Source organism: Litorimonas sp. (genome assembly GCA_029936425.1).
Taxonomy (GTDB): domain Bacteria; phylum Pseudomonadota; class Alphaproteobacteria; order Caulobacterales; family Maricaulaceae; genus Litorimonas.
On the sequence record JAPYSU010000009.1, the window covers coordinates 73,116 to 95,492 of the forward strand.

Genomic DNA, 22,377 nt, shown 5'->3' on the forward strand with positions numbered 1-22,377 from the left:
GCATCATGGTGGCACGGATACAAACAGTGGCTTTCGAAGGCGCAGAAGCGCGCCGCGTCGATGTGCAGGTTCAGGTCTCGTCCGCCTCTCGCCCCATATTCAATATTGTCGGACTGGCCGATAAAGCGGTGGCCGAATCACGCGAACGCGTGCGCGCCGCCTTTGCCTCGCTCGGTCTTTTCCTTCCGGGAAAGCGCGTGATCATTAATCTGGCGCCGGCGGATTTGCCCAAGGAGGGCGCGCATTACGATCTGCCGATAGCGCTCGGCCTTATGGCCGCGATCGGCGCTATACCCTCCGACGCGATTGAAGACTTTGTCGCCATTGGCGAGCTGGCGCTGGACGGCACGATTGCCCCTGTTCCCGGCGCGCTCCCGGCGGCGGTGATGGCCAATAGCCATGATTTCGGACTGATTTGCCCTGAGCCCAACGGGGCAGAGGCCGCGTGGGCAGGGGACCTTCCTTTGCTTGCGCCGCAAACGCTTGTCCAAATCATGAACCATTTCAAAGGCACGCAAGTGCTCTCACGGCCCCAGCCGGGTCAGATGCTGGACCCCGAAACAGGCGTGGACCTGCGCGACGTTCGCGGACAGGAAACGGCCAAGCGGGCGCTCGAAGTCGCGGCCGCGGGCGGGCATAATCTGCTGATGGTGGGGCCGCCCGGCTCTGGTAAATCCATGCTCGCAGAACGTCTGCCCGGTCTCCTGCCGCCGCTCTCGGCCAATGAACTTCTGGATGTGTCCATGGTGCATTCCGTGGCGGGGCTTTTAAATCGGGGGCAGCTGTCCCGCGCGCGGCCCTACCGCGCCCCGCATCACAGCGCCTCCATGGCGGCTATGGTCGGCGGCGGAAACAAGGCCAAACCCGGCGAAGCCTCTCTGGCGCATCGCGGCGTCTTGTTTCTCGACGAGTTACCGGAATTTACGCCGACCGTTCTGGACAGTCTGCGCCAGCCATTAGAGACCGGAGAAATTTCGGTCGCCCGCGTCAATGCTCATGTCCGCTATCCCGCGCGGTTTCAGCTTATTGCCGCCATGAATCCCTGCCGCTGCGGAAGCGGCGGCGCGGACGGCGTCGCGTGCCGGCGCGGCCTTCGCTGCGCGGCCGATTATCAGGCGCGCATCTCCGGCCCGTTCATGGACCGGATGGATATTCAAATTGACGTCCCGGCTGTCACGCCGGCCGACCTTGCCCTGCCGCCGTCCAAAGAGGGCACGAAAGAGGTGGCTGACCGCGTGGCCCGGGCGAGGCGAATTCAAATGGACCGCAATGGCGGCGTGACCAATGCCGAATTGCCTCAAGACCGTCTGGATCATGTCGCGGAGCCCGATTCTGATGGCCGAAAATTACTCATTCAGGCGGCAGAAACCCTGGGCCTTACTGCGCGCGGCTATCACCGCGTCCTGCGGGTGGCCCGCACTCTGGCCGATCTGGCCGGATCCGAACAAATCCGCCGGCTTCACATTGCCGAAAGCCTGTCCCATCGACGGGCGAGAAAAGGGTTAATCAGCGGGCAAAAGCTGGCTCATCCAGATGCGGGGCAATATGCACGCTCCGCTTCGCGGCATTCTAAAAACCCCTATTATTCCTGACGCTTTTTCGGGACATCACAAAAAAGTTAAGGTTTTTCCAGATTTAGTAACCTATTTTTTAGATTAAACAGGCACATTACATCCTAAATCACTCCTATTTTGGGGCAAGAAGGGTGCATATGTCATCACATGAATCCATCGCGGCGCAGTTCTGGCTCTGGCCAGATCCTGTCATGAAGCGCGATTCACAGGGCCGTATTCTCTTCATTAATGCTGCGTTTTTGCAGCTTTACGGAGGGACTGTCGAAGCCTGGACCGGAAATGTGCTGCAAGGCTGGCCGGCTCCGCAGCCGACCGAACCCGGGGCCTACCCCGTGCCCTACCGATTCGAAACCCGCATGCCGTCACAGGACCCGAATCAGTCCGAAGACATTTACGACTGGATTGAACAAAGCGCCCCTGATGGAACGGCGTTCGCTCTGGCAAGGAATGTTAGCCCTTTTGTCAGCGTAGAAGCGCCGCAACCGCAAACTCCGCAGTCTCAAGATTCGGCGCCGCACCAACTGGCCGCCCAGCAGCAAGCCTCGCACCAGCCCGCTTATGAAGAACCGGAGCCAGCCTCTTATCCCGACCCGGCATATGACACTGCGCCCGAGCAGCCTCATGACGCCCATGATAACGCGGCTCCGGCCGATACATCGCAGGAATATGAGCCTTTATCGACGCCCGCAGCGGCGCAGGAAACGTCAGAGTATCAAGACGCGAATGCGGTGACAGAGCCCGCCCTGCCGCCAAAGACAGAGCAGCCCCCGGTTTCTCAGGAACAGCAGGATTTTCAGGCGATTGCCAATATGGCGTCAGAAGACGCCCCCGCTGCAGAGGAAGAGGGCGCAAGCCAGGGACCTGAGGCCTCAAATCCGAACGCGCAGTCTCAAACGTCTTCCGAAACCGGTTATGCGGCTCAAACCTCTCCGTCAGAAGCAGAGAAGAGGGAACAACGCGATTTTGAACGACGCGCTTTACCTCTGGAAGAAAACAGCGCCGTTCTAGGGAATAATTGGCGGGACGCCGTCATTGCCAAGGCACTAGGAGTGGAAGAAGAGACGCCCCCCGCGAAAACCACGGCTCCGGAGACTAGCGGCGGAGAGAGCGCAGAAGTGCCCCAAACAGGGCCCGCGTCTGATAACGCCGCCTCCCAAGGCCCTGAAAAACGCATTCTTCTGGCCGAGGACAATGCCATTAACGCCCTTCTGACGCGGACCTTGCTCGAAGCCGAAGGCCATACCGTTGAAACGGTGGAGGACGGCGTATTGGCCGTCGAAGCCATGAAAAGCCAGAGCTATGATCTGATTTTCATGGATATGCGTATGCCGAATATGGACGGCCTGGAGGCGACCCGTAAAATCCGGGCTCTGCCGAATGTCACGAAAGAGCTGCCGATTATCGCCCTGACCGCCAACGCCTTTGATGATGACCGGAACGCCTGTTTTGATTCCGGCATGAATGATTTCATGACGAAACCCGTCAGCGCCGAAGAACTGACTCAGATGGTTAGAACCTGGACCGGAGATCAGGCTAAAAAAGACGCAGCGTAGTCGCGTCTCTTCTTTAACTCCAAAACTCACTGGACGCCTCTGTCTGAAATAGGCAAAGACAGGTCATGAGCACAGCGGATATGACGAAACCGAAGCGGAGTTGGCGCGAAGTCTTCCTCTCCTACCTGCAGCCAAAAATGCTCGGTATGATGTCGCTGGGATTCGCCTCGGGTCTCCCCTATATGCTGATATATTCAGAACTCGCCTTCTGGATGAAACAAGAAGGCGTCGATCTGGGAGTTATCGGTTTCTTCGCCTGGATCGGTCTTGCCTATACCGCCAAAGTCCTCTGGGCGCCTCTTGTCGATAATCTCAAGATTCCGCTTTTGACCCGCGCCATGGGCCATCGAAGATCCTGGATGCTCGCGGCCATTATCGGCACAATTTGCGGGATGCTGGTTATCGCGTCCTCGGATCCTGGGACGTCGGTCAGGTTTTTGGCGTTAGGGGCGGTCATACTCGCGACATCTGGCGCAACATTGGACATTTCGATTGATGCCTGGCGGATAGAGGCCGCGCCGGGCGACGGCCAGACGAATATGGCCGCGACTTATGTCCTCGGCTATCGACTCGCCATTATCGGCGCGGGGCTGTCCTATATCGTCGCCGGTCTGACGAGCTGGAATTTTGCTTACTTTTTTATGGCCTGCGTGATGGCGGTGAATGGCTGCATCGTCTTTTTCATCAAGGAGCCTCACCGGGACATTCGCCGGAAAATGGACTCCATCGGCGAGGCCAGCGTCGAGTATATCGTCAAACCCTTTTTCAGCTTTCTAACGCGGCTCGGAAAATGGACGCCCTTGGTGTTTCTGCTCGTGGCCACCTATCTCATCAGCGACAAGACCATGGGCCCAATGGCCAAGCCCATGTATCAATCTGTCGGTTTTACGGAAATTCAGGTTGGACTGGTCTCCAGCTTTTTCGGGCCTTGGCCGGTTATCTTTGGCGGATTTGTCGCCGGCGCGATTTCCATTCGGTTCGGCCTGATGCGGTGCCTGTTAATCGGCTCTATCCTGATGGTGATTACCAATGGCGCCTTTGCCTGGCTCTCGACCGTATCAGATCCTAAAACAGCCTATCTGTTCGTCACGGTCGGGGCGGATAATCTAGCGGCGGGCTTTGCCGCAACTATTTTCATTGCCTATCTCTCCTCTCTTTGTGATTTGAAATTTGCGGCGACCCAATATGCTTTCCTGTCCTCGATGTTCAATCTGGTCGGCAAGACGCTGTCAGGATTTACGGGGCTTATTGCCGAGAAAATGGGGTTTGAGCTTTTCTTTCTTTTCTCTGCGGCGCTCGGCATTCCGGCGATCATTTTCGCGCTTATTCTTCTCTTCTTTGGGCCAAACGCCGCCAAAGGCATAAGGGACAAGGAAATAGCGACGTAAATAACAGGCAAACGGGCTTGCGCCGCGCGCCGATATACGCGAATTTCCGCCCGTCATGAACGCCAATACCGCAACAGAGAAAGCGACGAAAGTCACGCCGATGATGGCCCAGTTTCTGTCTATCAAGGCGGATGTGGGACCGGAGGCTTTGCTGTTTTATCGCATGGGCGATTTTTACGAGCTTTTCTTTGATGATGCCGTGCGCGCCGCCGCTGCGCTTGATATTGCGCTGACCAAGCGCGGGAAACATGCCGGGCAGGACATTCCTATGTGCGGCGTCCCCGTTCATTCGTCTGAAACCTATCTTCAGCGCCTCATCAAAAAAGGCTTCCGCGTCGCGGTTTGCGAACAGACCGAGGACCCGAAAGAGGCAAAAAAACGCGGCAGCAAAGCCGTAGTCCGCCGCGAAGTGGTGCGCCTCGTCACGCCGGGCACATTGTCCGAAGATAATCTGCTGGAAGCGCGCGGCCGCAATATTATCACGGCGATTTCGAAAACCCTGGCCGGAGACTTTGCCCTTGCCTGGGCCGATATTTCCGACGGTCTGTTCTGCACCGCCGATATGAGCGGGCAGCGCGTGGCCACAGAGCTGGCGGCGCTACGCCCTCGAGAGCTTCTGCTTTCCGAATCGCTTTATCAGGACGCGGACTTTATGTCCGGACTGCCCTTGGACGGTATCTCTCTGACGCCGCAGGCGGGGACAAAGTTTGACGCCCGCGCCGGGGAGCGGCAATTGAAATCACAGTTTAATGTCGAGAGCCTGGATGGGTTCGGGAGTTTTTCAAAAGCGGAAATCTCTGCGGCTGGGGCTCTTCTGGATTATCTGGAACTGACGCAGGCCGGCAATCCCGTCCAGCTGTCGCCGCCCACGCGCCGCGCCACCGCCGGATTTATGGCGATTGATCCAGCCACACGGGCCAGCCTGGAAATTGACCGTACCCAGAAAGGCACGCGCAAAGGCTCGCTTCTTTCCGTCATTGACCGCACGAAAACAGGGGCCGGCGCGCGGGAACTGGCAGATCATCTGGCCCGGCCGCTAATAGACGTCTCCGAGATTAAAAACCGCCAAAACGCTGTGACTTTTTTTGTGGACCAGCCATCCCTTAGAGAGGCTATGCGCGCCCATCTCGCCCAATGCGGAGATTTGGCCCGCGCCGCCTCCCGCCTGAGTCTGGGGCGCGGCGGACCTCGTGACCTGGTTATTGTCCGGGACACGCTGGGCGTTGGCGAAGCGATTTGCGCGAAGTTTGCAAAACACCCTGACCTGCTTTTGCCTATTCACCTCGAAACGATTTTGAAAAATCTGAGTCTGAGTGATAAAGAACACCTCGCGGGGCTTCGCCGCGATCTGGGCAAAGCGCTGACCCCCGACGTGCCGATGCAGGCCCGCGACGGCGGCTTTATTGCCAAAGGGTGGCAGCCCGCGATTGATGAGCTGAAAACCCTGCGCGATGATAGCCGGAAAATTGTCGCCGGGCTGCAAGCGGATTATGCCAAGCAATCAGGCGTGCCGACCTTGAAAATCAAACACAATAATGTGCTCGGCTATTTCATCGAAGTCTCGCCGAAACACGCCGACACCATGTTGAACAAGGGCCCGGACAGTCCGTTTATTCACCGCCAGACTCTGGTATCGGGCATTCGGTTTACCACGACCGAACTGGCGGATCTGGACGCCAAAATTTCCGGGGCGGCGGATAAAGTCTGCGCTTTGGAGATCGAAGAGTTTGAAAAATTTGCGGCGCAGGCGCGGGCGCTTGCCGAAGATTTACGGCGCAGCGCCCAGGCCCTCGCCTTACTGGACGTGCAGTGCGGCTGGGCAGAGTGGGCCGCCGAAACCGGCGCGTCCTGCCCCGCAATTGATGACAGCCTTTGCTTTGACATCAAGGCCGGCCGCCACCCGGTTGTGCGCGACGCTCTGCAAAAATCCGGCGCCGCCGATTTCACCCCGAATGACTGCCAACTCAATGCGGAAGGACACGCCAGCCCCGTAGCCCCCGCCAATCGGCTGACCCTAATAACGGGGCCGAACATGGCGGGTAAATCCACCTATCTTCGCCAAAACGCGCTTATGTTCGTTCTGGCGCAAGCAGGCGGATATGTTTCCGCGCAGCAAGCCCATATCGGCGTGGCCGACGCCTTGTTTTCCCGTGTCGGCGCGTCGGATGATCTGTCCAAAGGCCGTTCAACCTTCATGACGGAAATGATTGAGACAGCGGCCATCCTTAATCAGGCCACAGAGAGAAGTTTTGTTATTCTGGACGAGATAGGTCGCGGAACCTCGACCTTTGACGGTCTGTCCATAGCCTGGGCCACAACAGAACATCTTCACAGCGTCAATAAATCCCGCGCGCTTTTCGCCACCCATTATCACGAGCTGACGGATCTGGCCGACACTCTCGACGCCGCCGGTAATGCCTCTTTACGGGCAAAGGACTGGGAAGGCGAGCTCGTCTTTTTACACGACGTGCGCCCGGGCGCGGCGGATAAATCCTACGGCGTGCAGGTCGCGCGGCTGGCCGGGCTGCCCCGCCTCGCAACAGACCGGGCGCAGGACGTCTTACGCAAGCTGGAATCTGAAAAGGACACCGGCGCTAAAGAGACGGACCTATTGGGCGGGCTTCCTTTATTTACGGCCAGTCCCGCCCCCAGCGCTCCGCCGCCGCCCTCAGAGGTGGAGCAGGCTCTGTCAGCGCTTGATGTAAACGACCTCTCTCCGCGGCAGGCCCTTGATCTTCTCTATGATCTGAAAGCGAAACTCTCCTAATGGCCCGCGCTCCGAAACTTTCCCTGCCTGATCGGCCCATCGCCATAGATAGCGGGCTGAATCGCGACGATTTGCGGGCCGCCCTGGACAAGATTGCAGAAGAAGGCGGCAAACAGAAACGCGAGCGGGTTCTGGAAGTTCTGCGCCAGACGCTTTCCACCGGGATGGCGCGCGCGGAAGAGCTATTTTCCAAAGGACGCCTTGGCGGATTGGAAATGGCCTCTCTGATTGCGGCGATCCACGATACGGTCATATTGGGCCTGTTCGAATATACACTCACCCACGAAGTCCCGGCGGCCAATCCAACCCCGTCAGAAAAGCTCGCTCTGTGCGCGGTGGGTGGGTATGGCCGCGCGGAAATGGCGCCGGAAAGCGATGTCGATCTTTTGTTCCTGACGGCGGAAAGCAAAGGCTCGGCCTATACCGAGCAAGTTACCGAATTCATGCTCTATATGCTGTGGGATCTGGGCCTGAAGGTCGGCCATGCGAGCCGAACGGTGGATCAGTGCATCAGCCTGGCCAAAGAAGATCAGACCATCTTGACCGCGCTTCTGGATTTGCGGTTTTTGCGCGGCGACAAAGCTTTGGCCGACACTTTATATACTAAATTCAGAAAAGACGTGACGCGCGGAAAAGGGCGCAATTATATCGCGGAAAAACTGAATGAACGCGATATGAGGCATGAGCGCGAAGGCAATTCCCGCTATGTGATTGAGCCCAATATCAAGGAAGGCAAAGGCGGATTGCGGGATTTGCATGTGCTTTACTGGATTGCCCGTTTTCTGGATAAGGAAAACCGCATCACCGACCCGCAACTGGCCGATAGCTATGTCGAACTGGGCCTGTTTGACGCGCAAGCCGCCACGCGGTTTAAACATGCTGCAGACTTTCTCTGGCGCGCCCGCATCTGGCTGCATCTCGTCTCAGGCCGGCCAACCGAAACGCTCAGTTTTGACAAACAGACAGAGCTGGCCCGAAAAATGGGCTATGCCTCCGGCCCGATCGAAATTGCCGTCGAAAAATTCATGCGCGAATATTTTACCAATGCCAAAGAAGTGGGCGCGCTGACCCGAATTGCCTGCGCCAAGCTCGAAGAAGAAAAAGCCCTGCGCCTGCCTTCCGGCCTCGAAGCGCTCCTGCCGCGCTCAAGACGCAATCTGAAGAACAAAAATCTGCGAATTGATTATGGGCGATTGAACTTTGCCGATCCGCTGCAAATTCGGCATAACCCGTCAATTATTTTACAACTCTTTGAAACCGCCGGACGACGGAATCTGGATATCCATCCCGACGCTTTCTCGGCCATCGATTTCCGCCGCAATATTATTGATACCGAGTTTCGTCGTAACCCGGAGAATGCGAAAATATTTAAAAATATTCTCCTCAAGGCCAAAGCGCCCTATGCCACGCTGAAAATCATGAATGAAGCCGGCGTCCTGGGGCGTTACCTTCTGGAATTTGGCGGCATTGTCGCGCGCACGCAGTTCAATATGCACCACGCCTATACGGTGGATGAGCATACGCTCCGCCTGGTCGATAATTTTGATAATCTCGAAGATGACCGCCTTAAGGAAGACCTGCCGATTGTGTCTGAAATCGCGGCGCAATTTACCAAGGAACAGCGCCTTATTATTTATCTGACGTGCTTGCTCCATGATACGGGTAAAGGGCAAGGCGACCAATGTATAGAAGGCGCGCAATTGGGACGCCGCGCCTGCCGCCGTCTTGGCATGAATAAAAATGTCACCGACACGGTGGCCTGGCTTATCCGCCGCCATCTGGATATGAGCGAAACCGCGCAAAGACGCGATATTTCAGACCCTGAAACCATTGCGGATTTTGCCAAACTTGTGGGATCATTGGAACGGCTGAACCTGTTATTCGCCTTGACAGTTGTCGATATCCGCTCGGTCGGCCCCGGCATCTGGAATGACTGGAAAGGCGTGCTGCTGCGCGGGCTTTATACGTCGACGGCGGCCTATCTCGAAGGTCACGAAGACCTGGCCCCCGCCGCCAAAGCCAATGCTGCCCGCGAACAGCTCAGCGAAAAACTTTCGCCAGAGATGAATGCAAGAATTTTTGACCGGCTGGAGGAGCTGACCCAGACCTATTGGCTGAATTTCGATATGGCCGATATGATACGGCATGCCCGCTTTTTCGATCAGGTGTCTCAGGATAAAGTGGATACGGCGGTTCAGACGCGGCTGACGCGCAATCGCGATATTACCGAATTATGGGTTCTAACGCGGAACCGCTCCGGCCTATTTGCCGATTTGACGAAAGCAATTTCAAGCTGCGGGGCGACAATTGCCGGAGCGCGTCTCCATACAGGAGAAAAGGGTCAGGTTTTCAATGTTTTCTATTTACAAAACACCGAAAAGCTCGCTTTTGGACGCCAGAGCCAACACGCGCTCGAGACGCTCAGGAAAAGAGCGCAACGCGCCGCGCTCGGAGATGTTAAGGATATGGTCATTCCCAAACCCATTGCGTCGCGGCGAGCCGGGGCAATTCCGGTCAAACCCCGCGTGAAATTCGTTAAAAACGACTCCGGGGATGTCACCATTTTGGAGATCGAAGGTCGGGACCGGCCGGGTCTTCTTTCTGACATTGCCTCTATATTCAGAGATAATGACGTTGAAGTCCTTTCCGCCCATATTGAAGTGGTCGGCGCGCGCGCGATTGATGCCTTTTATCTCTGCTTGCCGGGGACAGTGGATGGACGCCTTAAAAACTGCGCTTTGCCCAAAACCATCAGAAAACCTTTAAAAGAACAGATTACAGACCTTTTGTCCCCGCAGATTTCCCAAGCGGCTTAGGCCTGCAAACCCGTGAACCAGCAAAGATAAAGACGCGATGAAAGAGCAGCGCCTTTTAAAATCCACCGCCATCATCGCCTCCCTGACACTGGTCAGCCGGGTCCTGGGATTGGCGCGGGATATTCTCATTGCCGGCTTCCTCGGCGCCGGGGCGGTCAGTGACGCCTTCTTTACCGCTTTCAAACTGCCGAATGTTTTCCGCCGCATGTTTGCCGAAGGCGCGTTCAACGCCGCCTTTGTACCGCTTTATGCCAAGCGTATTGAGCAGGAAAGCGAAGCGGCAGCAGATGAATTCGCATCCGAGACAATGGCGGTGCTTTTTGTAGCCGTTGGGGCTCTGGTCATCCTCTTCGAGCTGACCATGCCGTGGTCTCTCAATATAATTGGCGGGGGGCTGGACAAGACCCCGCTCGAAAACGGAATCGCGCCCTATAGCCTCGCTGTGGCCTATGCGTGGATTACCATGCCCTATCTGCTGTTCATGTCGATGGCGGCGCTGTTTTCGGGTATATTGAATACGCGGGGCCTGTTTGGCGTCGCCGCCGCTGTCCCGATCATATTGAATATCTTCATGATTGGCTCGCTCTTGGGCCTGCCTCTTTTAGGAGTCGGCAAGTCAGGTCTTGGAATGGGCCTCGCCGTCGCCGTAACGCTCTCAGGAATTGCGCAGATGGGCGCCGTTCTCTGGGCCTGCCGCAAAGCCGGCGTTAAAATCGGCCTGCGCCGCCCGCGCCTGACCCCCGGCGTTAAACGTCTGGTCATTTTGGGAATTCCGGGGCTTTTATCCGCAGGCATCACCCAGATTAATCTGTTGGTGTCCCATACCATTGCCACGTTTCGCGACAGCGCGGCCAGCTGGCTGACTTATGCCGACCGCCTCTATCAACTCCCGCTGGGTATGATCGGTATCGCCATGGGCGTAGCGCTCTTGCCGGCTTTATCTCGTCGGATCCGCGCCGGAGACGAAATCGGGGCCAGGAATTCATTCAACAGAGGGATTGAAATTGCGGCTTTCCTCACCCTTCCGGCATCGGTCGCGCTTTTTGTCATTCCCGACTTCCTGATTGCGGGACTTTATCAAAGGGGCGAATTTGTTGCCGAGACGACCCTGCAAGTAGCCAAGGCCCTTCGATATTTCGCCCTCGGCCTGCCGGCTTTTGTCTTGATCAAGGTACTGACTCCGGCCTTTTTTGCCCGGGAAAACACGAAAGCCCCCATGGTATTTGCGGCCATTTCCGCGATCGTGAATATCATATTGGGGCTATTACTCTTCAATCTCATCGGCTTTGAAGGTCTGGCGCTTGCTACCTCTATCGCGGCTTGGGTGAATGTCGTCTGTCTGTCCCGATCGCTTTTCCGGACAACACATCTGGATCCGGACGCCCGTCTTATCAGCCGCCTGCCGCGCATCGGACTGGCCAGCGCCGTAATGGGCATAGGGCTATGGTTTGCCCTTCCCTTCCTCCCGGATTTCGAGGATTACGGCCTGATTATGGATTTGATTTTGCTCGCCCTTATCTGCGGCGCAGGCGGCGCGCTCTATATTCTTGCGGCTCTGGTCTTGCGGGCTTTCGGGGTCAGTGATATTCGCGACGCGTTTTCCCGCAAGCGCGCATAAGGACATAGTGTGACAGATCAAACTCCCTATCAGGGCCCTAATCGGGTCTTTTCCGGTGTTCAGCCCTCCGGCGCTTTGCATCTTGGCAATTATCTCGGCGCCCTGAAAAAGTTCGTCGACCTTCAGGACGAGATGGAGTGCGTTTACGCGATTGTAGATTTGCACGCCATCACGGTCTGGCAAGATCCGAAACAGCTGGCTGTTCAAACCCGTGAAATCGCGGCGGCTTTTCTGGCCTCCGGCGTCGATCCCAAAAAAGCCATTGTTTACAACCAATCTGCTGTGCGCGCCCATACAGAACTTGCCTGGTATTTTAACTGCGTCGCCCGAACGGGTTGGGTTAACCGGATGACTCAATTCAAAGATAAAGCCGGGAAAAATGCAGAGAAGGCCTCCGTCGGCCTTTACACCTACCCGGTCTTGCAAGCGGCAGATATTTTGGCCTTTAAAGGAACACACGTGCCTGTCGGGGAAGATCAGAAACAACATCTGGAATTATCCCGCGATATTGCGACCAAATTCAACCATGACTTTGGCGTTGATTTCTTTCCTTTACCGGAACCCCTTATTAAAGGGGCAGGCGCTCGGGTGATGAGCCTGCGGGACGGCACGGCCAAAATGTCCAAATCCGACCCGTCAGATAATTCGCGAATTAACCTCACGGATAATGCCGACACAATTTCCAAGAAAATTCGCAAGGCGAAAACGGACGGCGGAATGATGCCGGAGACGATGGAAGAATTGGAAGGCCGGCCCGAAGTCAAAAATCTGGTCGGGATTTATGCCGCCTTGTCAGAACGCAGTGACGCCGACATTGTCGCCGAATATGCGGGACAGGGTTTCGGCGTGTTCAAACCCGCTCTCGCTGATTTGGCGGTAGAAACCCTTGCCCCGATTACGGAGCTTATGAACCGCTATCTGGCCGCACCGGATGAGCTGGACCGAATTTTGTCGAATGCCGCCGATCAGGCGTCTGAAATTGCCGATCCGATCGTGGCCGACGTGCGGCGGATTATCGGATTTAGTGGAGCTTAAAATGAAATATCTTATATTAGCCGCGTCTGCTCTGGCTCTGGCTGGCTGTGGGTACGCCGAAAGTCCCGCACCAATTCATGAGCCTCTCACGGCCACGACGACCCCGGATAGACTGGACGGGGGTGTTGTCGTCTCTTCAATTTACGTCCAGCCGCCTTTTCCCGGCCGGGATATAGCCGCAGGCTTTTTCTCTTTGACGAATAACGGAGAAGATGACCGTCTGGTGTCCGTCAGCAGTCCAATTAGCGAAAATGTTGAAATCCACAATCACATTGAAGAAGACGGCGTGATGAAAATGCGTAGAATTGACGGAGTCGATTTACCGAGTGGAGAGACGGTCAATTTCAAGCCCGGTAGCTACCACATCATGATGTTTGGCGCGAACATTCCGGAGAACGCGGAAGAGGTTTCTGTGACGCTGACTTACGAAAATGCGGCGCCGGCAACAATGACCATGCCGATAGGCGAACCTGACGAAGACAGGGAAATGAGCGACAAAATGGATCACGGCTCGGGTCATTAATTCCAGGGCCTAGTCAAAGTCCAAGTCTTTTCCGGCCCGTTTCAAGTCATTGAGGCGGACCTGTTCCTGTCTGAAATTTTCATATCGCTCATTTATCGCGGGATGACTTTCCGAATTATCCTGAAGTTTACGGTGTGGATGAGCAGCCTCCGCCCAATAGGCAATCGCCGCGTCGATATCATATCCGGCGCGGTCCATTAAAACCAGCGCCATCCGGTCAGCCTCCAGCTCAAGCTCTCGCGTCGGAGTTTCCTCTATATGTCCGGCCATGGCATGGGCCATTTCATGTGCCACGATCAGAGCCAGATTTACATCATCCGGCACCACCCGCATAAGTTCGGAAGTTATGTAAATCTCCCGCCCATCCGTGTGGCCGTTTATCGCTTGAGAATAGAATACGCGGGTTGGATAGTCACACGCCGTCGCGGGTTGCAGGCGGGTCTCGTAATCCTGTCCTTCTGGAGACCGCAGGGTGAGCTTTGTGTTGCGCGCCCCAAAGGCGCTCCGCGATAGGGCGCTGTAAAACCGCCTCATGGTTGAGCCGCCTGGCACGGCCTGCCCGTTCAGACGCAGAACTCTGTCCCCGACCTGAATGTCGGCTTCATCCGCAGGCGAGCCGCGGCGCACACTGCGCACATAGATCGCCTCCGGCTGTACCCCCATCAGTCTTTGCGCCACCTGACGAAGTTCCTCCGGATAATCTTCAAGTGAATGGGCATGAAATCCTGGATCCCGAAAGGTCTTTTGACACAGCGGCGCATTGGCCAAGCGCAAGGGCGCACTAACGCGGTCCAGTCGGTCATTCATGCGTCGATATTCATCCAGAAGATGCGAAAAATCTGATAACTCCAAATCTGGCTCCGGCAGATCAGGGACAAGGGACGGCGCCGGGCTGATCTCCTCTGCGTCTTTATCCTCAGGCCCATTGCTTTCTGCCTCGGGCGCCGAGCAGGCCAAAAGCCCCAAAGCCAGGCAGAATGTGAAAACGCGCCGAATCATGACGAGGACGCGTCTTCGGAAGACGAACCTTTGAAATTCGGCACCAGTGTTTCCCCAGCCTCTTCCTTGGCTTTTATTTCAGCCCGCGCGGCCGCGAGGCGAAGATAGCGGCTTGGAAATGTCGGGTGGCTTTTGGCCCGTCCGACATTCCGCGGCTCTGCCTTGGCCAGACGCCTCCAGAAATCTTCAACGCCGTCAATTTCATATCCCGCCCGGCGGGCATAATAGAGACCGACATAATCGGCTTCGGACTCAAAGGGGCGCGTATAACGCGTCGCCAGGCCGGAAAGGATCAGATTGACAATCACTTTTCGAATATGTCCCATCGTATTATGAGCCAGTTCATGGCCAATAATCAGCGCCAGTTCCTCGTCATTTTCGACAAAGCCCATCATTCCGGTTGTCACCGTAATATTCCGGCCGTCCGCATAGGCATTGACATCTGAACTCTGTTTCAAGCGAAGCCGATAGGCGCAGGCCTTATCCGGGGTTACACGCAAGGGGAGCTTGTCCCCGCCGCTCTCCAGCGTCAGTCTCTTATTGTCTTCGAGCGCTTTTTGAATGTCGCGGACATCCAGTTCATCGCCGTCCTCATCCCGAATGATATCGCCGCGCGAAAGACCGATTTTCTCTGCCGGACTGCCCTGGGCAATTTGAAACAGCTCTGTTTCGTCTCCGATTCCGAGTTCACGCTTTGCCCCGTCCCGCAGCCGCTTTTCATAATTGTCCAGCTCATGCGTCAGCACGCCGATATCCGGCCCTGTTTTCGGGCAGAGGCCCTGATTGGCGACCAATATCGGACGGCCCACGGATAAAAGCCGGGCGGCCATCTCGTCCCATTCCGTCAGAGCGAGGTTTTCCTGAAACTGTTTTTCCGCTTTTAACGCGGTCTGGTCGATGCCCGGCAAGCGCGTATCAAGGCTGGTACACCCCAGAAGGAGGGCCGAAAGCGCCGAAACGGCGATAAATCGGGCAGGAGACGACATGTATTAACTCATGCAAATTTGTGGCCGCGGCGTCAATGCGTCTTGAACAGAGACAGACAAAGGGCCACATTAGAGATATGTTTATACAGACCGAAGATACGCCCAATCCCGCGACACTGAAATTCCTGCCCGGACGGGACGTGGTCGGCAAGGATGGCAAGATGCTCGAATTTGCGCGCGGCGAAGATGTTTCGCGTGCGCCTCTGGCCGAAATGCTGTTCATGATCCCGGATGTCGAGCGGGTCTTTTTCGGGACGGACTATGTCTCTGTCACCCGGGTTGACGACGCGCAATGGAAGCACCTGAAACCGGCCGTTCTCGGCGCGATTATGGATTTCTATGTTGCTGGCGGCAAACCCCTGCTGGAACAAATTCAGGACTCCGAAGCCGAAGACCGCGTCTATGAAGGCGAAACGCTGGAAATTGTGGAACAGATCAAGGAATTGATCGAACTTCGCGTTCGTCCTGCCGTGGCGCAGGATGGCGGCGATATTGTGTTCCGCCATTTCGACGATGATGACGGGTCTGTCTATTTGGAAATGCGCGGCGCCTGCGCCGGATGCCCGAGCTCGACCATGACGCTGAAAAGCGGGATTGAAAACCTGCTCAAACATTACGTCCCCGAAGTGACCCGCGTAGAACAGGCTATCTAATTGCTGACTCTGGGGCTGGATACGACAGGCAAGGCCTGTTCTGCCGCTCTGGTCGATGAAGGCCGCATTATCGCGCACGTCTCCGAACCGATCGGACGCGGCCACGCCGAACGCCTCGCTCCCCTCGTAAAAGACATGATTTATCACGCCGGACGCAATATTTCTGACGTCTCGCGTGTCGGCGTTTGCACAGGTCCCGGCAGTTTCACCGGACAACGCGTGGCGCTGTCTTTTGCCAAAGGCTTTGCCTTGCCGCGAAAGCTCCCGGTCATCGGTCTGTCATCTCTGGAAATCTGGGCGCGGGAATCCGACCCCGAACAAGAAAAGTGTGTGGTCAGCGTCGCCGATGTGCGGCGCGGAGAGCTTTGCTGGGCCGCGTGGAAAAACGGAAAAGCCAAAATTGCGCCTGTCACCCATAAAGCCGAAGAAGCTGAAACCCTGATTGAGGCGCTCGGCCCCGATATTATTGTCCGGGACAGGCCGATTTCCACAATTTTACTGGCCTGGCTTGCCCAGCATGAGACGCCGCATTCCGCGCCCGCTTTGCCGCTCTATTCGCGGGGGCCAGACGCCAAGCTTCCCGGCGGTCTGACGCCGCCCGCAATCGCCTTATGATACGCCAATTAGGGCCGTCTGATGCGCCCTTAATGTCCACAATTCACCGAAAGTCTTTCTCCGCCGGTTGGCCGCCAGCAGAAATGCGTCTACATATAGACAAGGATTTATGCCTTGGCCTCGGCGATCCGCTTACCGCGTTTATTCTGGTGCAAATTGGCGGGGATCAGGCCGATATCCTGACCATCGCCACACATCCCGACCACCGCAGAAAGGGCTTGGCCCGGCAGCTCCTGACGGAAGCCGAAAAAATCCTCCAGACCGACGGAGTAGAAACGCTGTTTCTGGACGTATCGGAATTAAACGATAGCGCCAAATCGCTCTATAAATCCTGCGGCTATCAGGCGGTCGGCCGCCGCCCCCGATATTACCGCACCCCGAATGGCCGCGTGGCGTCGATTACCTTTTCAAAATCCCTATAAGGCTCTGGACGTCGGGGTTTATGGGTAGTAAACCCAAACCATGCCAAATTGGATTGAAAAAAAATGTGCAGAACGCGGGCTTCGGATGACGGATCAGCGCCGTATCATCGCGCAGGTTCTGTCTGACGCGGATGATCACCCCGACGCCGAAGAGCTTTACGCCCGCGCCTCGGATAAGGATCCGAATATTTCGCTCGCGACCGTTTACCGGACCGTCCGCCTCTTTGCCGATGCCAATATTATCGAAACCCATGACTTCCGCGATGGCCGCGCGCGCTACGAAACGGCCGACGCCGACCACCATGATCATCTGATCGATGTCTCCTCCGGCGAAGTGATTGAGTTCATGGATGAAGAGATCGAAAAGCTTCAGCACAGGATTGCCGAAAAGCTCGGCTATGAACTCGTCGATCACCGTCTGGAGCTATACGGGAAAAAGAAGAAATAGGGTGTGCCCGAGGCTCCGGCCAGGCGGCCTGTTCGGGCCTTTTTACTGACGCCTCTATTTTATATTCTTTGCTGCCTTCTGCCTGTTTATATATGGAATTTTTATATTTCTGAGCCCCCCATAATGGGCGGAAAAGATATAGAAAACCTGTTAAGCTGGGGCAAAATAATTATAGTTTATGGCGGGATCATTATTTATACCTGCCTACTGTTTTTAAGTCCCGTTTATTTTCTCGCCAGGCGCACGCGTTTCGAACATCCGATCCTGCCAATAGGTTTAGGTTTTTCGGTGACGGCTTTCGCATGCTTACTCATGGGAAACCCAATTAATTTGGCCTTCTTTATTTACGTTCTTTTAGGCACATTTTCAGGCCTATTATTCTGGCGGCTATATTCCGGCAAATGGTGGGGGCGGATAGAGACGTCCTGACTTCACTCCGCCGCCAAGAGCGCCTCAGCGTCCCTTAATTCCTTCTCAAAATAAGCCTCATCCAGTTCCCGCTGACCATGGGGCTGTGTGTGCAGGATTTCCCAGCGCCCGTCATGGTGCTCGACCAGCGCGGTGCAGCTCTCGACCCAGTCGCCATCATTCATATAGGTAATGCCGTCAATGTCGCGCATTTCCGCGACATGGATATGGCCGCAAATCGCGCCGTCAAAGCCTTTGCGCTGACAGTAATCGGCGACCTGTTCTTCGAAGCTGTGAATGAAGTTCATCGCCCGTTTGGTTCGCTTTTTCAGACTTTTGGACAATGACCAGTAAGGTAGGCCGAGCTTGCGCCGGATGAAGTTCAGCTTCGTATTCACCCACAGCAAAAGGTTATAGGCGTTATCGCCCAGATGCATGATCCATTTACGGTCGGCCCGCATCAGCCCGTCAAACATATCGCCGTGAACAACCAGATAGCGTTTGCCGTCCTCGCCAATATGCACTTCGCGATTGGAGAGTTTGACTTCGCCGAAATTGACCTTGAATTTCAGAAAGCCGCGCAGAAATTCGTCATGATTTCCGGCGATATAACGGACATCGCTCCCGCGTTTGCTCGCCGTCAGAATGCGGCGGATGACATTGGTGTGCGCCTGCGGCCAGAACCATTTCTTCTTGAGCCGCCAGCCATCGATGATATCGCCGACCAGATAGAGCGTCTCGGCATTATGGTGTTTAAGGAAATTACAGAGCGCGTCGGCCTGACATCCCTTGGAGCCGAGATGGACATCGGAAATAAACATCGCCCGATAATCCGGTTTCGGAAAAGTCTTTTTCGAAGCTTTGCGAGGCGTCCCCATAATCCGCGCCCTAAGGGGATTCTGTGACGTAAGTGTGACGTATTTTTTACGTTTATTCGTCAGTTTTCTCATTTGCTTTACGGGCTTCGCGTCGCGCTTTCCACTCTTTGAGTCGCCTATCGGACATTTCGTCTGCTCGTGCTAGCTCAGCTTCGATGCTCAAATAGTAGCAATTCTTAGGGTCTTGCGGATTAGCTATTTGTTCTTCGGAGCATTCGTTCCAAGACGGAATATAAACATCTTCGCCTTTCTCGAAATAATTTAATAAAGTGATTTCATCAACTGCATTCAATGTACATGAATTTGTAACTATTTTATCACCTTCCCCTTCGTAGGCAGTAACGAAATCTCGCTCGCCCATAGCGAAATTCATACCACAAGAATTTCCCGTGCTACTGTGTTTAATCTTTATCTCTCCAAGAGGAGCTTTTTTCAGCGGGGTAAGAACTCGGAATGTAGTTTCGGCATCATTCAAACGCGGCCGTCCATTCTCGGCCACATACTCCCCTAACCATTCGGATTTCAAAACCTGCCCTCTAAACACGACTTTATTTTGCACAAAATCGCTCACCCAATATCCGCCGTAACTGCAAGAGCAGGCGTATGCCGAGTTTGCTATTGCGGCGAAAAACAGAACGATAAGACTAAATAGAAGCTGGCGCATGTTATGTTGTTACTCTCAAGCTCGCCGCAGAGCAAGCTTGCTCAATCTCCGCGGCTCGCCTATAGGCCGACCACCAAACATCAGTGAGAATAATCATGACGACGTCACCCCGCGAAAAAAACGCGCCCCGTGACATTGACGCTCCCGCAATTATTGCGGCCAAGCCCGATGTGACCAAGGCAAATTCCAAAAAAGTCTTCATCAAGACCTATGGCTGTCAGATGAATGTCTATGACAGCGAGCGTATGGCCGATGTGCTGGCGCCGATTGGTTACGCCCCGACCGACGCGCCGGACCACGCTGACCTCGTCATTCTCAATACCTGCCACATTCGCGAAAAGGCCGCAGAAAAAGTCTATTCAGAGCTTGGCCGCATTCGAAAATATAAAGAAACCAACAAACCGGACATGAAAGTCGCCGTGGCGGGCTGCGTCGCGCAGGCCGAAGGCGCAGAGATCATGTCCCGCGCGCCGGTCGTCGATATGGTGCTCGGCCCGCAAACCTATCACAAGCTCCCGGAAATGATTGCCAAGGTGCATCGCGGCACAGGGCAGGTTCTGGAAACCGAATTTGATACGCTGGAAAAATTCGACGAGCTGCCCGAACTACGCCAGCCCAAAGGGTTTTCGAGCTTTCTGACCATTCAGGAAGGCTGCGATAAATTCTGCACGTTCTGCGTGGTGCCCTATACGCGCGGCGCCGAAGTCAGCCGCTCTGTCGCCCATGTCGTGGCCGAAGCGAGGCAGCTCGCCGCCCATGGCGTTCGCGAAATCACCCTTATCGGGCAGAATGTGAATGCCTATAACGGCATCGGCGAAGACGGTAAGGAGTGGACGCTGGGCCAGTTAATTCGTCATGTCGCCCTCATCGGCGGAATTGACCGCATCCGCTTCACGACCTCCCACCCCCGCGATATGGATGATGACCTCATTGAAACTCTGGGGAATGAACCCAAGCTGATGCCCTATCTGCATCTGCCGATTCAGGCCGGCTCGAACAAGGTTCTTCATGCCATGAATCGCGGCCACACTTATGCCGAGTACAAAGAATTAATTGCGAAAATCCGCGCCGCCCGACCCGACATTGCCCTCTCCGGTGATTTTATTGTCGGCTTTCCCGGCGAGACCGAGACCGATTTTCAGCAGACCATGAAATGCGTCGAAGAAATCGGCTATGGCAGTTCTTTCAGCTTTAAATATTCCGTCCGCCCCGGCACGCCGGGCGCAGGCCTGCCGCGCCAGGTTCCCGAAGACGAAAAACAGGACCGCCTCGTCCGCTTGCAGGCGCTGCTGTATCAACAGCAGCAGGATTTCAACAAATCCCTTATCGGGCGGACCTTGTCGGTTCTGGTTGAAGGCGTCGGCCGCAAGGATGATCAACTCTTTGGCCGCAGCCCGTATTTGCAAGGCACGCATTTTGACGGGCCCAAAGATCTGGTCGGCCAGATCGTGGACGTCAAAATTACGGATGCGGGACGCAATTCTCTGGTCGGGGAACTGGCCACCTAGCAAAGACTTGAATAAATGAGGCTTGCACGCCGGAATTAGTTCCTTAAAACTAATTCCATGCAAGATACATCCCAAGACACTCCACAAACCGAGACGCAGGACGCGCCCCCTCCGCCGCAAGTCGCAGACGAAAACGGCGAGGAACTGGCCAATCAAACTCCGCAGGAAATCTTTTTCGATTTGCGGGATTGGGCGATAGACACATGGGATCAACTTTTATCTCTGTCCACGATCTGGCAAATTCTTGCTGTAATTGCCGCGATCTGCCTTGGCTGGATCGCCTCGCGCAGACCGCAAAAGAGTCTGGAAGCCCGTCGGGATAAGCGCGACAGCACCGATATTATCTACCGCATTTATAATGCTCTAGCCGGCGTCATGTGGCCGGTTTGCATTGTTGTCTTCCTTTGGATCGCCGTCCTAATCTTTGGCGCCGCTGGTTTGCCGGATGATATTTTACGTATCGTCGCCAGCCTGACCAATGCCGCCATTATTGTGCGCCTTCTGACAAAGAACATGGCGGAAGGTCCGCTTCGTACCCTGATTGCTCTGACGGCCTGGGGACTTGCCGCGCTCTATATCCTTAAACTTTTGGATCCTGTCACCAACGCGCTGGACAGCGCCGCGCTCTCCGTTGGCGGAACTCGCATTTCTGTACTACAGGTCATCACAAGTATCATCCTCGCCATTGGCGCTCTCTGGATTGGCCGCATTGCCGGTGACGCTGCGCAGAGTCAGTTAAAGTCATCCGACCGTTTGACCCCGTCCATGTCGGGGCTTTTGGGACAAGTCGCTAAGATCGGCCTGATGATATTGGCCGTGATCGTGGCGCTCGGCTCGGTCGGAATACCAATCACCGCCTTTGCGGTTCTGGCCAGTGCCATTGGTGTTGGTATCGGTTTTGGACTCCAGTCGATCTTCTCCAACTTCATCTCGGGCATCATCATCCTGTTTGAAAAGTCGATTAAGGTCGGAGACTTCATCGAATTGCAATCGGGCGTCCGCGGTCAGGTGCGTGAAATCAACATTCGCTCCACACTCGTCACGACGAATGACTCTGTCGACATTCTTGTCCCGAACGAAGAGTTCATCAAAGCCCAGGTCATCAATTGGACGCTCCGCGACCCCCGGCGTCGCTTGCGAGTTCCCTTCGGCGTGGCATATGGCGTGGACAAAACCATTGTGAGAAAAGCCGGTCTCGAGGCCGCGGCGGCGGTCGAATGGACAGATATGGACACGAAAGGTCATGAACCTCAGGTCTGGCTCATCGAATTTGGCGATTCCAGCCTGAATTTCGAGCTTGTCGTCTGGCTCAAAGAGGGAGCCGTCAAACGCCCCGCCCGCGTCGAAGCCGATTATAACTGGGAACTACATACGGCACTGGCCAAATATGATCTGGAAATTCCGTTCCCGCAGCGCGATATCAATATCCGCCAACCCGCCGAGCTGACCGTGCGCATGGCAGAGGGTTCGAAAAAGGACGAGAAGAAGAAACCTGCAAAGAAAGCGAAAGAATAGAACGCCA

At 55.4% G+C, this 22,377-nt stretch carries 18 protein-coding genes; 14 read left to right on the forward strand and 4 right to left on the reverse strand.

Annotated features, from left to right (window positions below):
* The first annotated feature begins 5 nt into the window (after nucleotides 1-5).
* From ACN0IC_RS09705 to ACN0IC_RS09740, 8 genes are all read left to right on the forward strand, one after another.
* Complete coding sequence (locus ACN0IC_RS09705; RefSeq protein WP_416878582.1) at nucleotides 6-1,592, forward strand: YifB family Mg chelatase-like AAA ATPase; 1,587 nt, start codon at nucleotides 6-8, stop codon at nucleotides 1,590-1,592.
* A 119-nt stretch (nucleotides 1,593-1,711) separates the two neighbouring features.
* Nucleotides 1,712-3,127, forward strand: a complete 1,416-nt coding sequence (locus ACN0IC_RS09710; RefSeq protein WP_416878583.1) for a response regulator — start codon at nucleotides 1,712-1,714, stop codon at nucleotides 3,125-3,127.
* Nucleotides 3,128-3,192: 65 nt separating this feature from the next.
* Nucleotides 3,193-4,515 carry an AmpG family muropeptide MFS transporter gene (locus ACN0IC_RS09715; protein WP_416878584.1) on the forward strand — a complete coding sequence of 441 codons (1,323 nt, stop codon included), beginning with the start codon at nucleotides 3,193-3,195 and terminating at the stop codon, nucleotides 4,513-4,515.
* Nucleotides 4,516-4,570: 55 nt separating this feature from the next.
* Entirely contained in the window at nucleotides 4,571-7,282 is a 2,712-nt protein-coding gene (gene mutS, locus ACN0IC_RS09720; protein ID WP_416878585.1) for a DNA mismatch repair protein MutS, read from the forward strand.
* Nucleotides 7,282-10,098, forward strand: coding sequence for a [protein-PII] uridylyltransferase (locus ACN0IC_RS09725; protein WP_416878586.1), 2,817 nt, complete (start codon nucleotides 7,282-7,284; stop codon nucleotides 10,096-10,098). The genes mutS and ACN0IC_RS09725 overlap by 1 nt, the downstream gene beginning before the upstream one ends.
* A gap of 37 nt (nucleotides 10,099-10,135) precedes the next feature.
* Complete coding sequence (murJ, locus tag ACN0IC_RS09730; RefSeq protein ID WP_416878587.1) at nucleotides 10,136-11,716, forward strand: murein biosynthesis integral membrane protein MurJ; 1,581 nt, start codon at nucleotides 10,136-10,138, stop codon at nucleotides 11,714-11,716.
* A 9-nt stretch (nucleotides 11,717-11,725) separates the two neighbouring features.
* Nucleotides 11,726-12,751, forward strand: coding sequence for a tryptophan--tRNA ligase (gene trpS, locus ACN0IC_RS09735; protein ID WP_416878588.1), 1,026 nt, complete (start codon nucleotides 11,726-11,728; stop codon nucleotides 12,749-12,751).
* A gap of 1 nt (nucleotide 12,752) precedes the next feature.
* Nucleotides 12,753-13,274 (forward strand): copper chaperone PCu(A)C, encoded by a 522-nt coding sequence (locus ACN0IC_RS09740; protein ID WP_416878589.1) that lies wholly within the window; start codon nucleotides 12,753-12,755, stop codon nucleotides 13,272-13,274.
* 9 nt (nucleotides 13,275-13,283) lie between these two features.
* On the opposite strand, the gene ACN0IC_RS09745 is transcribed toward ACN0IC_RS09740, so the two are convergent.
* Nucleotides 13,284-14,273 carry a M48 family metalloprotease gene (locus tag ACN0IC_RS09745; protein ID WP_416878590.1) on the reverse strand — a complete coding sequence of 330 codons (990 nt, stop codon included), beginning with the start codon at nucleotides 14,271-14,273 and terminating at the stop codon, nucleotides 13,284-13,286.
* Nucleotides 14,270-15,259: a M48 family metalloprotease gene (locus tag ACN0IC_RS09750; protein ID WP_416878591.1), complete on the reverse strand. Its 990-nt coding sequence runs from the start codon at nucleotides 15,257-15,259 to the stop codon at nucleotides 14,270-14,272. Before ACN0IC_RS09750 ends, ACN0IC_RS09745 begins: the two co-directional genes overlap by 4 nt.
* Before the next feature lie 77 nt (nucleotides 15,260-15,336).
* On the opposite strand from ACN0IC_RS09750, the gene ACN0IC_RS09755 reads away from it, so the two are divergent.
* From ACN0IC_RS09755 to ACN0IC_RS09770, 4 genes are read left to right on the forward strand one after another with little or no spacing between them, the layout of a single operon-like run.
* Nucleotides 15,337-15,912 (forward strand): NifU family protein, encoded by a 576-nt coding sequence (locus ACN0IC_RS09755; protein ID WP_416878592.1) that lies wholly within the window; start codon nucleotides 15,337-15,339, stop codon nucleotides 15,910-15,912.
* The gene (gene tsaB / locus ACN0IC_RS09760; RefSeq protein WP_416878593.1) at nucleotides 15,913-16,527 is read left to right on the forward strand and encodes a tRNA (adenosine(37)-N6)-threonylcarbamoyltransferase complex dimerization subunit type 1 TsaB; all 615 of its coding nucleotides are present in this window, start codon (nucleotides 15,913-15,915) and stop codon (nucleotides 16,525-16,527) included.
* Complete coding sequence (locus tag ACN0IC_RS09765; RefSeq protein WP_416878594.1) at nucleotides 16,524-16,949, forward strand: GNAT family N-acetyltransferase; 426 nt, start codon at nucleotides 16,524-16,526, stop codon at nucleotides 16,947-16,949. The genes tsaB and ACN0IC_RS09765 overlap by 4 nt, the downstream gene beginning before the upstream one ends.
* A 40-nt stretch (nucleotides 16,950-16,989) precedes the next feature.
* Nucleotides 16,990-17,397, forward strand: coding sequence for a Fur family transcriptional regulator (locus ACN0IC_RS09770; RefSeq protein ID WP_415811696.1), 408 nt, complete (start codon nucleotides 16,990-16,992; stop codon nucleotides 17,395-17,397).
* A 431-nt stretch (nucleotides 17,398-17,828) separates the two neighbouring features.
* On the opposite strand, the gene ACN0IC_RS09775 is transcribed toward ACN0IC_RS09770, so the two are convergent.
* Nucleotides 17,829-18,683, reverse strand: a complete 855-nt coding sequence (locus ACN0IC_RS09775; protein ID WP_416878595.1) for a UDP-2,3-diacylglucosamine diphosphatase — start codon at nucleotides 18,681-18,683, stop codon at nucleotides 17,829-17,831.
* Nucleotides 18,684-18,735: 52 nt separating this feature from the next.
* A complete protein-coding gene (locus tag ACN0IC_RS09780) occupies nucleotides 18,736-19,347 on the reverse strand; it encodes a hypothetical protein (RefSeq protein ID WP_416878596.1) in 612 nt (203 codons plus the stop codon).
* Nucleotides 19,348-19,442: 95 nt separating this feature from the next.
* Here ACN0IC_RS09780 and miaB point away from each other — a divergent pair, with 95 nt between their 5' ends.
* Entirely contained in the window at nucleotides 19,443-20,855 is a 1,413-nt protein-coding gene (miaB, locus tag ACN0IC_RS09785; RefSeq protein ID WP_416878597.1) for a tRNA (N6-isopentenyl adenosine(37)-C2)-methylthiotransferase MiaB, read from the forward strand.
* Between the two features lie 57 nt (nucleotides 20,856-20,912).
* Entirely contained in the window at nucleotides 20,913-22,370 is a 1,458-nt protein-coding gene (locus ACN0IC_RS09790) for a mechanosensitive ion channel family protein (RefSeq protein WP_416878598.1), read from the forward strand.
* Nucleotides 22,371-22,377: the final 7 nt, after the last annotated feature.

Excerpts from the sequence above, each read along its gene's own strand:
- ACN0IC_RS09705 (WP_416878582.1), top strand. The coding sequence starts at position 6 with ATGGTGGCACGGATACAAACAGTGGCTTTCGAAGGCGCAGAAGCGCGC.
- ACN0IC_RS09710 (WP_416878583.1), top strand. The coding sequence starts at position 1,712 with ATGTCATCACATGAATCCATCGCGGCGCAGTTCTGGCTCTGGCCAGAT.
- ACN0IC_RS09715 (WP_416878584.1), top strand. The coding sequence starts at position 3,193 with ATGAGCACAGCGGATATGACGAAACCGAAGCGGAGTTGGCGCGAAGTC.
- mutS (WP_416878585.1), top strand. The coding sequence starts at position 4,571 with ATGAACGCCAATACCGCAACAGAGAAAGCGACGAAAGTCACGCCGATG.
- ACN0IC_RS09725 (WP_416878586.1), top strand. The coding sequence starts at position 7,282 with ATGGCCCGCGCTCCGAAACTTTCCCTGCCTGATCGGCCCATCGCCATA.
- murJ (WP_416878587.1), top strand. The coding sequence starts at position 10,136 with ATGAAAGAGCAGCGCCTTTTAAAATCCACCGCCATCATCGCCTCCCTG.
- ACN0IC_RS09740 (WP_416878589.1), top strand. The coding sequence starts at position 12,753 with ATGAAATATCTTATATTAGCCGCGTCTGCTCTGGCTCTGGCTGGCTGT.
- ACN0IC_RS09745 (WP_416878590.1), bottom strand. The coding sequence starts at position 14,273 with ATGATTCGGCGCGTTTTCACATTCTGCCTGGCTTTGGGGCTTTTGGCC.
- ACN0IC_RS09750 (WP_416878591.1), bottom strand. The coding sequence starts at position 15,259 with ATGTCGTCTCCTGCCCGATTTATCGCCGTTTCGGCGCTTTCGGCCCTC.
- ACN0IC_RS09755 (WP_416878592.1), top strand. The coding sequence starts at position 15,337 with ATGTTTATACAGACCGAAGATACGCCCAATCCCGCGACACTGAAATTC.
- ACN0IC_RS09765 (WP_416878594.1), top strand. The coding sequence starts at position 16,524 with ATGATACGCCAATTAGGGCCGTCTGATGCGCCCTTAATGTCCACAATT.
- ACN0IC_RS09770 (WP_415811696.1), top strand. The coding sequence starts at position 16,990 with ATGCCAAATTGGATTGAAAAAAAATGTGCAGAACGCGGGCTTCGGATG.
- ACN0IC_RS09775 (WP_416878595.1), bottom strand. The coding sequence starts at position 18,683 with ATGGGGACGCCTCGCAAAGCTTCGAAAAAGACTTTTCCGAAACCGGAT.
- ACN0IC_RS09780 (WP_416878596.1), bottom strand. The coding sequence starts at position 19,347 with ATGCGCCAGCTTCTATTTAGTCTTATCGTTCTGTTTTTCGCCGCAATA.
- miaB (WP_416878597.1), top strand. The coding sequence starts at position 19,443 with ATGACGACGTCACCCCGCGAAAAAAACGCGCCCCGTGACATTGACGCT.
- ACN0IC_RS09790 (WP_416878598.1), top strand. The coding sequence starts at position 20,913 with ATGCAAGATACATCCCAAGACACTCCACAAACCGAGACGCAGGACGCG.